Annotated in this window: 16 protein-coding genes and 1 pseudogene; 13 read left to right on the top strand and 4 right to left on the bottom strand. The window is 33.2% G+C overall.

Going from position 1 to position 14633, the window contains the following annotated elements; all coding sequences use genetic code 11:
* Positions 1 to 58 precede the first annotated feature (58 nt).
* The 5 genes from KEM10_RS20775 to KEM10_RS20755 all read left to right on the top strand — a co-directional run bounded on the left by KEM10_RS20775 (position 59) and on the right by KEM10_RS20755 (position 5733).
* Positions 59 to 1507, top strand: coding sequence for an alpha-L-fucosidase (locus KEM10_RS20775; RefSeq protein ID WP_212219164.1), 1449 nt, complete (start codon positions 59 to 61; stop codon positions 1505 to 1507).
* Positions 1508 to 1561: 54 nt separating this feature from the next.
* Complete coding sequence (locus KEM10_RS20770; RefSeq protein WP_212219161.1) at positions 1562 to 3079, top strand: beta-N-acetylhexosaminidase; 1518 nt, start codon at positions 1562 to 1564, stop codon at positions 3077 to 3079.
* Between the two features lie 816 nt (positions 3080 to 3895).
* Positions 3896 to 4723, top strand: coding sequence for a sensor histidine kinase (locus KEM10_RS20765; protein ID WP_212219157.1), 828 nt, complete (start codon positions 3896 to 3898; stop codon positions 4721 to 4723).
* A 68-nt stretch (positions 4724 to 4791) separates the two neighbouring features.
* Positions 4792 to 5088 (top strand): hypothetical protein, encoded by a 297-nt coding sequence (locus KEM10_RS20760; protein WP_212219154.1) that lies wholly within the window; start codon positions 4792 to 4794, stop codon positions 5086 to 5088.
* Positions 5089 to 5109: 21 nt separating this feature from the next.
* Positions 5110 to 5733, top strand: a complete 624-nt coding sequence (locus KEM10_RS20755) for a CPBP family intramembrane metalloprotease (RefSeq protein ID WP_212219152.1) — start codon at positions 5110 to 5112, stop codon at positions 5731 to 5733.
* Here KEM10_RS20755 and KEM10_RS20750 read toward each other — a convergent pair.
* A complete protein-coding gene (locus KEM10_RS20750) occupies positions 5730 to 6452 on the bottom strand; it encodes a DUF6320 domain-containing protein (RefSeq protein WP_212219149.1) in 723 nt (240 codons plus the stop codon). The genes KEM10_RS20755 and KEM10_RS20750 overlap by 4 nt on opposite strands.
* Positions 6453 to 6461: 9 nt before the next feature.
* On the bottom strand, positions 6462 to 7742 hold the full coding sequence (locus KEM10_RS20745) for a hypothetical protein (protein WP_212219146.1): 1281 nt from the start codon (positions 7740 to 7742) through the stop codon (positions 6462 to 6464).
* 167 nt (positions 7743 to 7909) lie between these two features.
* Here KEM10_RS20745 and KEM10_RS20740 point away from each other — a divergent pair, with 167 nt between their 5' ends.
* The 8 genes and pseudogenes from KEM10_RS20740 (at position 7910) to KEM10_RS20705 (ending at position 13504) form a co-directional block, all read left to right on the top strand.
* Positions 7910 to 8890 (top strand): GTP pyrophosphokinase, encoded by a 981-nt coding sequence (locus KEM10_RS20740; RefSeq protein ID WP_212219143.1) that lies wholly within the window; start codon positions 7910 to 7912, stop codon positions 8888 to 8890.
* A 345-nt stretch (positions 8891 to 9235) separates the two neighbouring features.
* Positions 9236 to 9535: an AbiEi antitoxin N-terminal domain-containing protein gene (locus KEM10_RS20735; RefSeq protein ID WP_212219139.1), complete on the top strand. Its 300-nt coding sequence runs from the start codon at positions 9236 to 9238 to the stop codon at positions 9533 to 9535.
* A gap of 3 nt (positions 9536 to 9538) precedes the next feature.
* The gene (locus tag KEM10_RS20730; protein WP_317196698.1) at positions 9539 to 10003 is read left to right on the top strand and encodes a type IV toxin-antitoxin system AbiEi family antitoxin domain-containing protein; all 465 of its coding nucleotides are present in this window, start codon (positions 9539 to 9541) and stop codon (positions 10001 to 10003) included.
* Positions 10000 to 10158 (top strand): nucleotidyl transferase AbiEii/AbiGii toxin family protein, encoded by a 159-nt coding sequence (locus KEM10_RS20725; protein ID WP_212219134.1) that lies wholly within the window; start codon positions 10000 to 10002, stop codon positions 10156 to 10158. The genes KEM10_RS20730 and KEM10_RS20725 overlap by 4 nt, the downstream gene beginning before the upstream one ends.
* 21 nt (positions 10159 to 10179) lie before the next feature.
* Positions 10180 to 10473, top strand: a pseudogene (locus tag KEM10_RS20720) (nucleotidyl transferase AbiEii/AbiGii toxin family protein); the annotation flags it as partial.
* 121 nt (positions 10474 to 10594) lie between these two features.
* Positions 10595 to 11566 carry a type IV toxin-antitoxin system AbiEi family antitoxin gene (locus KEM10_RS20715; protein ID WP_212219129.1) on the top strand — a complete coding sequence of 324 codons (972 nt, stop codon included), beginning with the start codon at positions 10595 to 10597 and terminating at the stop codon, positions 11564 to 11566.
* Entirely contained in the window at positions 11541 to 12380 is an 840-nt protein-coding gene (locus tag KEM10_RS20710; protein ID WP_212219126.1) for a hypothetical protein, read from the top strand. Before KEM10_RS20715 ends, KEM10_RS20710 begins: the two co-directional genes overlap by 26 nt.
* A gap of 374 nt (positions 12381 to 12754) precedes the next feature.
* Positions 12755 to 13504: a metallophosphoesterase gene (locus KEM10_RS20705; RefSeq protein ID WP_212219123.1), complete on the top strand. Its 750-nt coding sequence runs from the start codon at positions 12755 to 12757 to the stop codon at positions 13502 to 13504.
* A gap of 29 nt (positions 13505 to 13533) precedes the next feature.
* On the opposite strand, the gene KEM10_RS20700 is transcribed toward KEM10_RS20705, so the two are convergent.
* Positions 13534 to 13770: a DUF4248 domain-containing protein gene (locus KEM10_RS20700; protein WP_212219121.1), complete on the bottom strand. Its 237-nt coding sequence runs from the start codon at positions 13768 to 13770 to the stop codon at positions 13534 to 13536.
* 526 nt (positions 13771 to 14296) lie between these two features.
* Positions 14297 to 14533 (bottom strand): DUF4248 domain-containing protein, encoded by a 237-nt coding sequence (locus KEM10_RS20695; RefSeq protein WP_212219118.1) that lies wholly within the window; start codon positions 14531 to 14533, stop codon positions 14297 to 14299.
* Positions 14534 to 14633 lie beyond the last annotated feature (100 nt).

Genomic DNA, 14633 nt, shown 5'->3' with positions numbered 1-14633 from the left:
GATTTTTTAATAGATAAATTGTAATCTATATAATCTGTGGTTCACTAAAAGAAAAGGTATGAGAAAAATATTTTTATCAATAGCATTGACTTTAGCTGTATCACCCTCTTTTGCTCAGTGGGCAGGTAAAGAGTATGTAGTAGAAGAAGATGCACAGGTATTGGAGAAGCTTGACGAGTGGCAAGACCTTAAATTAGGGTTTTTTGTACACTGGGGAGCTTACTCTGTTGAAGGCTTATGCGAATCGTGGCCGGTAGTGTCAGAAGACGTTGAGTGGTTAACTCCACACGAGAATTTGAAGGAATTTAGAGAGCATTATTTCGATTTACCAAAGCAATTTAATCCAACCAAGTTTGATCCTGCCAAATGGGCAAACCTGGCATCGGATATGGGAGCAAAGTATTTTGTTTTCACAACTAAGCATCACGATGGTTTCACGATGTGGGACACCAAACAAACGGATTATAAAATCACCAATCCAGAGTATCCATATGCACATGCTAAATATGCTGATATCACAGGATCGTTGTTTGATGCCATGCGCAAGAAAGACATGATGATTGGTGCTTATATTTCAAAACCTGACTGGCATAGTCCTTATTATTGGTCACCATCATTTGAAAGTCCTGGTCGCAATGTAAACTATAAGATTGAGCGTCATCCCGACTGGTGGAAGAAATACACAGATTTCTTCTATAACCAAGTGGAAGAGTTGATGACGAATTATGGTGATGTTGATATTCTTTGGTTAGACGGTGCGTGGGCTGATAAAGCCAACAGAGGACAAGATATGGGAATGGACAGAGTAGGAGCCATGTGTCGTGAAAAGCAACCGGGTATTATGGTGGTTGATCGTTGGGTTGGCGGACGCTGGGAAAACTATCGCACGCCAGAACAACACATTCCTGCTGAGGCAGAAGCTATACCTTGGGAGACTTGTATGACTGTTAATTGCTGTTTCTCGTATCGTTTCGAAGAAAGTGTTGAAACCAACGTGAAAGAAGCTCGTGATTTAACTCATAAGTTGATTGATATTGTTTCAAAAGGAGGAAACCTGTTGTTGAACCTGGGTGCTTCACCTGAAGGTTGGTTTAACAAAGCAGAAGTTGAAGTAGTTGAAGATATGGGAGCCTGGTTGAAGCTTAATGGTAAAGCCATCTACAGCACTAGAGCTGTTGAACCATATGCCGAAGCCAATGTGCGATATACCCAATCGAAAGATGGCAAGAAAGTATATGCTATTGTGATGTTGGAAGAAGGCGAACAACCAGAAAAAGCAATGTTGTCGGGATGTTTAGTGGCTAAAGATGCTGTAATAACAGATGTGGCAACCGGAAAGCAGGTGACTTTCTCACAACAAGGTAATTCTACTTTGGTAGATATGCCTAAGAAAAAAGGAACTGCTCAATATGCAGTTGCTTTTGAGATTTCGAAAGTTGAAAAGATGGCTGGTAAATCGTTTGGTAAGTCACAAGCTGCCATCGATGCTGATAACAGGAATTTATAATAACTAAATGAAAGTTGTTCTCTTGATTGGGGGCAACTTTTTTAATTAAGTAATATGAAGAAGTTTTTTCTATTTGCCCTAATAACGGTTGCTTTGGCTAGTTGCTGTCAAAACAACGACATTGTATATCAAACACATGTTATTCCGGAGCCAAACAACATGGAAGTTGTTGCTGGTCGCTATACTTACGATGAAACTCCAAAAGTAAGCTACGAGCAAGATAAAAATCTGGGAGAAGAAGAATATAAGCTGGAAGTAACTAAAAAAGGAGTTACCATTACTTATGCTACCGATGTGGCTAAGATGTATGCAGAAGCAACATTATCTCAATTGCAGGATAATGATGGAGTAACCAATTACATGCCTTTGGTTAAAATTGACGATAAGCCACGTTTTAAGCATCGTGGATTTATGTTGGATGAGGCTCGTCACTTCCAGGGAATGGAGTTTGTGAAAAAGACCTTGGATCGCATGGCTTTTCATAAATTAAATAAATTCCACTGGCATTTATCTGATGATCAGGGATGGAGAATTGAAATTAAGAAATATCCATTGTTGACCGAAAAAGGTTCTATAAGAAAAGGAACACAAGTGGGTTGGAAGCCAGATATTATGGATTGTCCTACCGATGGTGTTGAGTACGGAAAAGGATATTATTATACGCAGGAGCAAATCAAAGAAGTAATTGAATATGCTGCTAAGTTGGGTATTGATGTAATTCCTGAAATTGATATGCCGGGTCATATGATGGCAGCTTTGCATGCTTATCCCGAATTAGGTCCTAAGAGGTCATACGAGGTACGACAGTATTGGGGAGTGTCTCACGATGTGTTGGATGTAAGTAATCCTAAAACATTACAGTTTGCTAAAGACGTAATCAGCGAAGTTTGTGATTTGTTCCCTTACCATCTAATTCATATTGGAGGTGATGAGTGTCCTAAAGAGCAATGGGAGAAAAGTGCATCATGCCAAAAGATGATTAAAGATCTTGGGTTGAAAAACGAAGAAGAGCTTCAATCATGGTTTTTGAAAGAGATTGAAAAAACGGTAAATGCCAAAGGAAAGCAAATTGCCGGTTGGGATGAGATTTTAGATGGCGATATGAGCAAGACTGCTACTGTTTATCACTGGCGCTTCTGGACCAAAGAAAACATGACCAAAGTTGCTGCAGAAAGAGGAAATGAAGTGGTTTCAACATTGAATCACCGTATGTATTTCGATTTCTATGTATCATATGATAAAGAGCATTTTGAGCCGTTGGCATTTCCATATGCTACGCCTTTGCACAAAACGTATAATTACGATCCTATTCCTGCCGATTTAGATCCTAAATATCACGATAAAGTGATTGGTGTTCAAGGAAACCTTTGGACTGAATATGTAACTAGTAATGAAACCGCTGAAATGAGAATTTTCCCTCGTTTTGCATTATTATCAGAAGTTGCGTGGACTAATCAGGATTTAAGAGATTGGGAAAATATGAACCGAAAGCTACCATACATCTTCAAGGTATACGATAGCTGGAAATTAAATTATAACCGGGTATATATTGCGACCGATTGTGAGTATTAATATAAATTAAACCACAGTAAAGCCCCGATTTTCTATTGAAGATTGGGGCTTTTTGTTTTTAGTAAGTTAGAAAATAATTTAGAGGTTTGGTTGATGGTAGGTTTTTTTCTTGTGTCGTTTTAAAAAAAAAACTATGCATAGACCCAGCATTTGTTCCTGATCCAAATTTTGATGTAAAATTATACCTATGAGTTTATCAAGAAAGAATCAAAAAACTATGACATAGCAAGCATTATAGCGCATTTTAGATTTTTTCGAGGTGGACTAAAATCGTGAAATATAAGTCCACCTGAAGTCCACCGCGAAATATGCTTTTTTCTGCTTTTTTGTGCACACATTTGCGCATTAAAAAACCCTGTAAGTGTTGACTTACAGGGTTTTGCTTTAAATTGCTTTCGCTTTCAGCGGAGAGAGAGGGAACTGAAAATATGTTTTAAGTGCCCAATTATCAATGTTTTACGAATTCAACTTTTAAAGTCCACTGTAAGTCCACCAAAATTGGGTAAAAAATGCCCGTTTCAAATGCGTTTTAATGAACTCATTTCCCTCCAAAAATAGCAAAAAGGAACCGAACCTAAAAAAATATTCTTGTCAAAATATTTTGTATGATTAATTAAAACATCCTAAATATATAAGAATACGACATTTCTAAACTTAAGATTTCATTGAGTGAAACTACTAAGTAAGAGTGATATTGAAAACTGATGGTCTTTACGTTAAATCTTTCAAAGTTATCCGTTTTAGTTGTAATCAAAATAGAATTACCGTAACTTATACTCTTTATCTATTCAAGAAATGGAATATTAAAAAGATAGAATGAAAACTGTATCCAATGAAAAGTATATTCAAATTTTAGAACAGAACAATGCTGAACTAAAACATATTATTAAAAAACAACAAGAAGATATTGAAAAAATAGTAGAGCAGCGAACAAGAGAATTAATAGATCTGATAAGTACAAAAGATAAATTTTACAGGATTATCGCACATGAATTACGAAATCCCTTTAACAGTATTCTTGGAATATTGGAATTATTGCTGAATAATTTTCATGGTTATGAACCAAAAGAAATTGAGAATTTTCTAAATATTCTGTATAGTACAACAAATATTTCGTTTGATTTGCTTGTAAATCTCTCAGAATGGCTGAGTGTACATAATAAAAAGTTATCCTTTAATCCGGAAGAAGTTAATGTTTCAAATTTATTATCCGAAGCAATATTAACTACAAATTTAACAGCTCAGCAAAAAAACATTAATGTTAACAATTGTATACCGGAGAATATTTATGCCTATGTTGATGTCAATATGGTTGGTACTATTTTTAGGAATCTGCTCAATAATGCCATTAAGTTTTCTAATAAAAAAGGCAGTATTGAAGTTTCTGCCCAATTAAAAAATGAGTTTATTGAGATAACAGTAAAAGATAATGGAGTTGGATTATCTGTAGAAACGCTTCAGAATATTTTTAAATCAGAAGGAATAGATTCAATACAAGGCACCGATCAGGAATACGGTACAGGATTTGGATTACTGCTTTGTAAAGAATTGGTTGAGATTGAAGGTGGACAAATCTGGGTTGAAAGTATTATTGGCAAGGGTAGTGAATTTAAATTTACGATACCCAATTCAAAAACATACTGATAGTATTGGATATTTCTCTATAAACCAACCAAATGCTTTTCGTTCTGTTTTAACTAAAAATTATACTTATGATACCAGATAAATACAAGAATTACTATTTAGGATCGAATAAATTATTTTTCCCTGAATACGAGTTCGTAATTAAGTTAAGCTTTCCAAGAGTTTTTGTTCGTTTTTTGCGTGTTGAAGGCTATTATACCGATTTTGATAAATTTTTTCAGAATGTAGCTGAAGTACAATACATTGAAGGAAGTAAGCTCTCTAAAATAGAAGAAAGACAAATATTAAATGAGGTTTGGGATTTTCTAACAATGGAAAAAGGACCTAATAAGGCAGATTTTTATGGGAAAAACGATAAGTTATAATGATTAGAAAAGTAAGTTAATTTGAAAAATTGGACACAAAAGAATTTTGTACTAATCGTATTGTTATTAACTGCTATTTTAAAATATCTGCTGATAGATTGGCTGAATGTTAGAACTATATATATAGTCGGAATTTCTTTTTTTTGGATTGGATATATATTGTTTCGTAAAAGAACGAATAAAGAGTTCGAAATATTTAAACTGCAAGATTTTAAACAGTCTTTACTAATATTATTACCTATCATTCTACTTAATGGTTCGGCTTGTGTGTTTTATGCATACACCAATAATACGCTCAATGTATCCTGGCATATTCTATTGGTTTTACTTTTATATCCATTTTGGGGAGTCATACAACAATTTATCATGCTTGACATTATATTGATGAATTTAATTGCATTTTTCAAAGGTAAAGTCAGCGCTATTCTTTTGGTTTTTATAGTCTCAATCTTGTTTGGTATCATTCATTATCCAAATACTTTTTTGATGCTATACACCTTTTTCCTAGAGTTGATTTTGGCTTCAGTTTTTCTTAAATGGCGTAACCTTTGGGCAATTGGGATCACTCACGGTTGGATGGCGACTTTTTTACTTTATTATGTAATGGATCGTAATCTTTGGTCAGAGATATTTATTGGTATTTAAATATGAAAAAAACGTTTTAACTCTATTCCCTTTTTAAGTTTATAATGCACAAAAAACAATAAACCGGCAATGGGCAATAATGATACCCCGGCAATAATACTCCAGTTAAGTCTAATGATTTGATGAGAATACAGAGATATAAAAATTTCAATGCTAAGTAATAATATGGCTATGGCCAAAAAAATGACAGCTAGTATATTGAATCCAATCTGATTCGATACACGAATCAATACTAAAACAATAAGTGATAAAATATAAAAGGACGTCACAATAGGAATTCCGAGTTGTATCCCCCAGTAACTTTCTCCATTAAAATAATCTATCATCAAAAACAAAATCGTTAAGGAGATCAAACTACTAATGAGCAAGACGAAAGGTTTTTTTCGAAAAAACACAACGAAACTAATGTTAGAAAAAGCTACTAATGAGGCAATTAAATTATACTTAGCCCAATTAATATTGTGACTTATTATGAAGTTTATTATAAGTGTGATTATAATACCAGACATCAGAATAATTCCGGATATCTTCCAGATAAGCTTTCGTTTTTGAGTAAAGCTGAGTTTTTCAATTTCATTTAATGTTTTATCCCTGAAATCGTGATGTTTCTCTTTGGGAATATCAACAGAAATAGGTTCTGCTCCAGCACTAAGTCCACATAAAGGGCAGCATATCATATCTTCATCCAATTCTACTTCACAATTCTTACAATAATCCATAAACTAATTTTAGTGTTTCGTAATTCTAATATTTATACCTTGTTGAGATAGAAAGTGAAGATATCTTCGCTCAAATTCATTGGAGTTCGTAATGTTGCCAAAACTTAAGGTAAGCTTATCTTCATAACCAATGACACCACAGTTAATCTTCAAGCGCTTGTTAGGCGGTGGAGGTGAAATTGTAAAATAATCGACTTTATGGCGAATAGGATCCGGTAATTCTATTTTGCCTAAGTTGGTTAGTACACCACTATACATATTGGTTCCTTGCGAATGGTATTTATAATACAGAATGATACTCTTGAGCCAAATGGGAATTCCTCTTACAATTAAATTTCGTTCACTACTAACGTTACGCGAAATGATCTTACTAATTAGTTTTTCATCCGTTTCTAACTGCATTTTATGGTACACAACTTTTAGTATCTCATCAAATGTATATTTCCCTAATCGGAGGTCTATTTCGGGCATAACAAAAAGAGAAAAATTACGCATAGTCTTAGTAGGGTATATATTTCGAATATTTACAGGTACCTGAACCCTTGCGATTTTATTGGATGAGAAGATTCCATTCTTCTTGTATTCATGATAGATATCCTGCAGAGTTAACAAGTATACAGCAACCAGATAATCTGTAATGCTTACACCTTTTTCCTTTGCCTTTTGTTTTATTTGCTGAATAGATAGAATTGCAAATAAAAGATGAAATCGTGGCTTTTTCTTTAAATGAAATGGCAGATGAAATGCCTTTGGTTGTTTGACCACATGGGGAATATTCTCTTTAAAATACCTATTGTAAGCATCTTCATATTCCTCTTTATCTGCTTTCATTGTATAAAAGCTATCTATTTGGTTCGTATCAAGTAAACCTTTATCCTGAAAATAATAAATAAGTATGGTTTTTAAAAAAGTTAATAAACCATAGCCATCAGTAAGTATATGCGAAAATTCGGCACTTATCTTATTTTTATGAACAAGTATTCTCACAAACAAATTGCTCTCTTGGTTGCGCTTAAAAGCTTTGCAGGTAACTCCATTATCATGCATAATTCTTATTGGATTATTTACCTGTTCAAGGTAATACCAGAAAAAACCTCCATGTAAACTCACCTTAAAATATGGGAATCTTTTTTCAGCAAGTTTAACAGCTTTGAAAAGACTACTAATCGTGACTCTCTCTTTTAAATTGGCAGAAAGTCGTATTACAGTAGTGTTTTCCTTGCTTCTAATGGCCGGAAAAATTTTAGCCGCATTATCTAAGGGAGTCCAAAAGGTACCTTTATCGTTCATTATTTGAGATTGTCTTTTTAGAACTTTATTCTTTTTCAAAGATTAGCGCAATATCAATAAATTATAGTAATTTAAGCAAAATGTGAGACAATGAATTGCTTAGTTACAAATATTACTTACTATCATTACTGATTATCCAATAGTTGAGAGTATCATATTAAGAAGACATGAATCAAATTGAAGAAAGAATAAAAGAATTTAAAAAATGGTACCATCAACAACTTACATACCATCAAAAGGCTATGGAACATTTCTCAAATATTATTGAGAATATTGATAAGGTCGATCAGGTATTATTCAGGCTCAAAACTGCTGAAGAGTGTATTAAAAAGTTCAACCGAAAATATTTACCATACCTTGATTCCGATTCTTCATTTCAGATTCAGGATTATATAACCGATTTAATAGGAGTAAGAGCTGTTTGTTATTATTCTGATGATCTTGTTTCCATAAAACGGAGTTTAAAAAAACATTTTAGAGTAATGGAGACGACTGATAAAACAAGTTTACTTGAAAAAACAGAAAATCAATTCGGATATAAGGGTCTCCACCTACAGTTAAGGTTAAAAAAGAAGAGAGGAGCAGAAACGAATATTACAGACTTTAGTTCGTTAGAATTTGAATTGCAGATACGTACCGTAATTCAGGATGCCTGGAGTATATTAGATCATAAGATTAAATACAAAAAAAGTATACCGCATAATCTAAAGCGAAGAATTAATCGATTATCTGCACTTTTTGAAATAGCTGATGAAGAATTTCTCAGTATTAAAAAAGAAATATTACAAGAGGAAAAAATAATTAGCGACCGTTTAAGAAAAAAGGGGGCGTTAGATACCAGTTTACCTCTTGATGTTTTTAGGTTCTTATACATAGCAAAAAAGCACTTTACCGACTATAAATTTAATGAATATAAGGTGGATAATTTTGTGCAAGAGATTCTAATTCAGAACTCGGATTTTACCGAACATGATTTAGAGCTGGCAATCACGAAAAATATTCTTTTTTCAAACAAAATAGAAAAAGCTCAGAACCAAATATTAAACCCATATACTAAAATAAGGTACTGCCTGTATCGATTTAATCATAAGGTATTTGCTAATATTTTATCAAGCTATCAAAAAGAAGTTATTAGTGATTATATATAGTTAATAGTTATAAGTGTTGAATAATAAAAATGGCAATCTTGCTACTATAAGATGTGTTTTGTATCGTTTTGAAATATAACAGCATGTAGCTTTATACTAAATTTGATACATAGGTATATACTATAAATGCTACAAAATTGGTTTGTTGTGGTATTTAATTATGCGTTCCGGATAATAAGCATTTGGTTTTATTGATTGGTTAATTGCTTTTGACAACGAAAAGAATATAAATAACTTTATAAAGATGGATTTTTGCGTAGTATAACTATTCATTAAGTAATATATTTAAAGTTGTTTAGTTCTTTTATTAAATCAATTCTTTATTTATGTTTAAAAATGAGTAGTATGACTACGCATAATGACATAAAATTAAAGAAGCTTTTTAATCTATTGCAGCCCAATAATGTGATAACAGCAGCAGTATTGGACAACAATGTTGTATCCAGACATCTACGCAGGTACTATAAGGACAGCGGATGGATAGAACCTTTAGGAAGAGGTGCATATAAAAAGCCCGGCGAAAGCTTGGAATGGCAAGCAGGTGTGAATGCAATGCAAAATCAATTAAACATTAAGGTGCATGTAGGTGCTTTAACTTCATTAAGCTTACATGGATTCAGCCATTATTTCAGGTTAAGCAAGTAAACGATATACCTATTCTCACCCTTGCAAACCAGAATGCCAAATTGGTTTATAAATTACAATTGGAATGTAGAGTTATTACAGAAACCCACTTCATTTCTTCCTGAAAAAACAGGCATCAAGGAAATGGAGATAAAAGATACAAAAATTAATGTATCAACACCCGAACGTGCCATATTGGAATGCCTGTTTTTAGCTCCGCAACATTCAGACCTTGTTGAATGCTATCAGGTTTTAGAAGGATTGGTCAACTTAAAGCCTAGATTGGTGAGCGAGCTTCTATCAGCTTGCAAATCAGTGAAAGTAAGACGTCTATTTCTTTATATGGCAGAAAAGGCAAATCATCAGTGGTTTCAATTCCTAAAAACAGATAAGATAGATTTAGGTAGCGGAGACCGGATGATAACAGAAAGTGGAGCATACAGCTCAAAGTATAAGATAACAATACCCAAAGAATTAGCAGAGTTATGATTTCACCAGCATATAGAGCACAAGTGGATTTATTACTACAGGTTCTACCATATGTAGCAAAAGAAGAAATATTTGCACTAAAAGGAGGTACGGCTATTAACCTTTTTATAAGGGAAATGCCTTGTTTGTCAGTTGTTATTGCCCTGACTTATTAGCCACTTGATTCCAGAACCGAAGCCCTCAAAAATATTCAGAAAAGCTTGGGAAGAATCAAGGCGAATCTAGAAAGAAATGTACCGGGCATTACAATCAACACCGTTCCATTAAATGGTGGAACTGACGTTAAATTGAATTGTCAGGGTCAGGGCGCACAAATCAAAATAGAAGCGAATACAATTACCAGAGGTAATGTCTTCCCTACAGAATTAATACAGGTGGTTGATTCTGTTCTGGATGAATTTGACAAGTTTGCAGTCATCATTGTAGTCTCAATGGCCGAATTATATGGAGGTAAAATCTGTGCAGCTTAGCATGTTTTAGATCGTATACCTTTAACTATATCTTCTTTTCTAATAATGATAATTTGTGATTTTGGAAAATGTTCACAAATAGCATTTGTTCACGTAACGTGAACGTTGTATATTTGTGAACATGAAACAGGAGATGTTACATATTGCATTGGATAATTTTAAGAAAATAACCGGGATGGATGTTCTCTTAAAAGATAATACACCATTAGATGGAGTACTGGAAATACCAGCTTTGGGTAATGGAGTTCATTATGTTGTCGAACTTAAGCAAGAGATCAGACCACATCAGGTGCAGCAGTTGGAATATAACAGCAAAGAATATGGCAATTTTATGGTTGTTGCAAATCAGATTTTTCCAAAAGTTAAGGAAGAATTAAGGGCAAAAGGCATAGCTTATCTGGAGACAAATGGTAATACTTTTATAAAACAGGAAAATATCTTCCTTTTTATAGATACTCAAAAAACAAGCATTCAGACCAAAGAAAAAGGTAATCGGGCATTTACAAAAACAGGATTAAAAGTATTATTACACTTACTTAATAATAAAGAAGATATCAATTTACCACAACGCGAATTAGCAAAATTAACTAAGGTAGGATTAGGTAGCATTCCTCAGGTTATCGAAGGACTTAAAGAAACGGGTTATCTTCTTCAGCTAAATAATAAGACATACGTTTGGGAAAACCGGAAAGAGTTATTAGATCGTTGGGTAATAGAATATGATACAGTTTTGAAACCCAAGCTAAAGAAAGAGCGATATGATTTTCAGGGTAATTGGGAGGATATTGTTTTAGTAAAAGAATTAACTGTTTGGGGGGGAGAGCCTGCTGCAGATATACTAACAAACTATCTTCGTCCAGAAAAGCTGATTATTTATACAAAGGAGAATCGTTTGAACTTAATGAAAAACTATCGCTTGATACCCAAAGCTAACGGCCAGATAGAGGCTTACGAAATGTTCTGGGAACAGGATAAACAGAAGCCTACAGCACCTCCTATTTTGGTTTATGCAGAATTGTTATTGGAAGGTGGAAAACGAAATAATGAAACAGCAACAAAAATTTTCAATGAATACATCCAACCAAAGTTATAAGGAACTGGCCATTCCTTATTTTAAGGAAACCTTTGAGTGCATTGATAAAATAATGAAAGCACACAATATTCCTTATTATTTAATTGGAGTAAGTGCTATAGCCTTAGAACTTCTTAAAAAAGGAATTAAACCAAGCATAGGTACCAAAGATATTGATTTTGCCATAATGATTTCAAGCATGGCAGAGTATGAGCGAATTAGTGATGCATTAATTGAAAATGGGTATAATAAAGTAAAAGCACCATGGACATTTTACTCTGATAAATTTAATGTAGCTATTGATATTTTACCTTTTGGGGAAATAGAAGAACAGGACACTATTAATTTTAATAAGCGCTATAGTGATTTACATGTTTTGGGATTTACTGAAGTGTTGGAGGAGGCTGTTTCTATTCCAATTGAAGAGAAAATGGTTAATATTCCACCTTTACCTGGAATGATTATACTAAAATTAGTCGCCTGGAGCGATAGACCAGAAGAGCGTGATAATGATTTGGCCGATATTCTTAAAATAATTAAACATTATTTTGATTTAGAATTTGACGATATTGTTGAGAATCACAATGACATTTTTCCAGATGATGACTTCGATCAGATGAAGATTGCTGCAGAAGTATTGGGAAGAAAAGCCGGGGTGTTCCTAAATAAATCGGAGACTTTATCGCAAAGAATTCATTCGGTATTAAAAGAAAATTTATCTGATGCTTCTATGTCAGCTATTGCTCGAGAATGGTCCAGAAAACTAGATGTTGAAATTGAATATGCTTATTCAGTATTAGAATCGTTTTACAAAGGAATATTCGAGGGAAAGTAACTAAAGCTTTATTAATATTCATACGGAGTTATTCTTCTGTTATCCTTGAAATACAGCTATATGCCACTATATACTAAAAATGATGCATCGCTATATACTAAATTTGATACATTGGCATATACTAAAAATGCTACAGAATTGGTTTGTTCTGGTAATTACGCAATCTCCTTAAATATGTCATGTATATGAGATGAATTGTTTATACCCTATCAGGTATAAATAGACCAATATGGCTAAGAATTATACCCGAACGGGTATTTTAGATGCAATTATAGAATGAAACGAACATGAATTTTAATATTCTAAATTGCATACATTAGAATAATTAAAATTCATAGAGAGTTCCATCTGACAAATGAAGATATCTTTAACAGATGAAAATACAGATCATTAGCGATATACATCAAGAGTTTGGGTTTAATCAATTTCGTTTTGACAATGCTGACATTGTTGTGTTTGCAGGTGATATCAATCTTGGTGTAAAAGGAATAAGTTGGATGGTGAAAGAAATATCCAATAAGCCAGTTATATATGTATTGGGTAATCATGAATACTATAAGGGATCTTACCCTAAAACATTGCTAAAGATTAAAGAAGCTGCAAAAGGAACAAATATTCATGTGCTAGAAAACGAATCGATAGAGATTGATGGTATAACATTCCATGGAGCTACCCTTTGGACTGATTTTTCAATATTTGGTAATCCAATTAAATATGGAATCATTTGTCAGGAGAAGATGAATGATTATAAGAAAATAAGAAGAGATCCTTCATATTCACGCCTAAGAACCATTGATACTTTTAATCTTCATAATCAATCCATATCATGGCTTAAAAATAGCTTAATAGAATCTAATACCGTTACAAATATTGTAGTAACGCACCATGCTCCCAGTATAAAGTCAGTGCCAAATCAATATAAGGAAGATCCGGTGTCTTCTGCATATGCTTCCAATTTAGAGGATTTTATTATTGAGCAAAAGCCTCAATATTGGCTTCACGGTCATGTGCATACACCTGTGAGATACAAGATTAATGAAACGGAAGTTATCTGTAATCCACATGGATATATTGATGAGAAATATAATGGTTATGAAAAGGAACTAATTATAGAAGTAAATTAAAATTACCAAAGCAGATCTACAATCCGGTCTTAAAGCCCCTCAAACTCTTTCTGACTAATACAAAAATGTTCCAGGATAACCTCCAATTGCTTGTGTGTATAATAATGTGCTCTCCTATTTCTGGCTAATAAATCAAGTTTGGAGTTTAATTCCTGCGATTGTTTTATTTCTTTCCTTAATAATTGCATGGCAGAAGTTGTATTTGAGCTTTGTGGGTATAGTTTTTTAGCTAAATCTTGTTTTAATATTGTTCGGGGTAATATCATCGTATTGCGTTTAATATAATTCTACATCATTTTGATGGCTGTAAAATTATATTATAAATCACAAAATGAGTTATTTATAGCTATACCAAATCGCGTCATAACTAAGCCAATTCAAGACAAATAGAACTTTTTTAAGTTTTTTGCTCCACTCGCTCTATAAAATCTCATGAAAGCACTGAAAATATACTCTTCTTTAATAATTGTTTTTTCTTAGAGTACTATAATTATTGTTTTCATATTGGCGGTGATTTGAGCAAAGTATGATTAAAATTTACAAAGCCTTTTGAAAGTGCTCAAGTGATTAAATAAGTTCTCAAAAAGCACGCTTAATATACTCTACAAAATGGGCAAAGCATATAAAAGCAAGTGAAATATACTCTGAGCATAGTCTCTATATACACTGAAAGTACTCTGAAGCATGAAAAAGCACTCAAAAGCTATCTGTTTATTGGTATCGATAGTACTTTTAAGCTTGTTTTCGCAAGTTTTTCAGTACATTTTTACCGTTGTTTCCCCAAAGAAGTTCTTATAACAACTCAAATTCTTCCTGACTGATACAAAAATGCTCCAGGATAACCTCCAACTCTTTGTGTGTATAATAATGCGCTCGTTTATTTCTTGTCAACAATTCAAGTCTATTATTTAATTCCGGTGATAGTTTTATTTCTTTCCGGAGCAACTGCATCGCTGCATTAATATTTGAGCTTTGTGGATATAATTTAATGGCCAAATCTTGTTTCAATATCGTTCTTCTAAATATCATTTTAGTGAGTCATTTTTGCATTTTTCTGATTCAATTATAGAGAAATAGAATGCAATTTCAAAAGGAATGTAGAACATGGTAATAAATAGTAATAAAAGTA

It is taken from the genome of Carboxylicivirga linearis (assembly GCF_018271995.1).
In the GTDB taxonomy this organism is placed as follows: domain Bacteria; phylum Bacteroidota; class Bacteroidia; order Bacteroidales; family Marinilabiliaceae; genus Carboxylicivirga; species Carboxylicivirga linearis.
Note: the sequence above shows the minus strand (reverse complement) of the source record. Positions and strands in the feature narration are given on the sequence as shown.

Coding starts and splice junctions, on each gene's coding strand:
- KEM10_RS20705 (WP_212219123.1), top strand. CDS start 12,755: ATGAAAATACAGATCATTAGCGATATACATCAAGAGTTTGGGTTTAAT.
- KEM10_RS20735 (WP_212219139.1), top strand. CDS start 9,236: ATGACTACGCATAATGACATAAAATTAAAGAAGCTTTTTAATCTATTG.
- KEM10_RS20750 (WP_212219149.1), bottom strand. CDS start 6,452: ATGGATTATTGTAAGAATTGTGAAGTAGAATTGGATGAAGATATGATA.
- KEM10_RS20725 (WP_212219134.1), top strand. CDS start 10,000: ATGATTTCACCAGCATATAGAGCACAAGTGGATTTATTACTACAGGTT.
- KEM10_RS20775 (WP_212219164.1), top strand. CDS start 59: ATGAGAAAAATATTTTTATCAATAGCATTGACTTTAGCTGTATCACCC.
- KEM10_RS20695 (WP_212219118.1), bottom strand. CDS start 14,533: ATGATATTTAGAAGAACGATATTGAAACAAGATTTGGCCATTAAATTA.
- KEM10_RS20715 (WP_212219129.1), top strand. CDS start 10,595: ATGAAACAGGAGATGTTACATATTGCATTGGATAATTTTAAGAAAATA.
- KEM10_RS20700 (WP_212219121.1), bottom strand. CDS start 13,770: ATGATATTACCCCGAACAATATTAAAACAAGATTTAGCTAAAAAACTA.
- KEM10_RS20740 (WP_212219143.1), top strand. CDS start 7,910: ATGAATCAAATTGAAGAAAGAATAAAAGAATTTAAAAAATGGTACCAT.
- KEM10_RS20745 (WP_212219146.1), bottom strand. CDS start 7,742: ATGAACGATAAAGGTACCTTTTGGACTCCCTTAGATAATGCGGCTAAA.
- KEM10_RS20765 (WP_212219157.1), top strand. CDS start 3,896: ATGAAAACTGTATCCAATGAAAAGTATATTCAAATTTTAGAACAGAAC.
- KEM10_RS20770 (WP_212219161.1), top strand. CDS start 1,562: ATGAAGAAGTTTTTTCTATTTGCCCTAATAACGGTTGCTTTGGCTAGT.
- KEM10_RS20710 (WP_212219126.1), top strand. CDS start 11,541: ATGAATACATCCAACCAAAGTTATAAGGAACTGGCCATTCCTTATTTT.
- KEM10_RS20760 (WP_212219154.1), top strand. CDS start 4,792: ATGATACCAGATAAATACAAGAATTACTATTTAGGATCGAATAAATTA.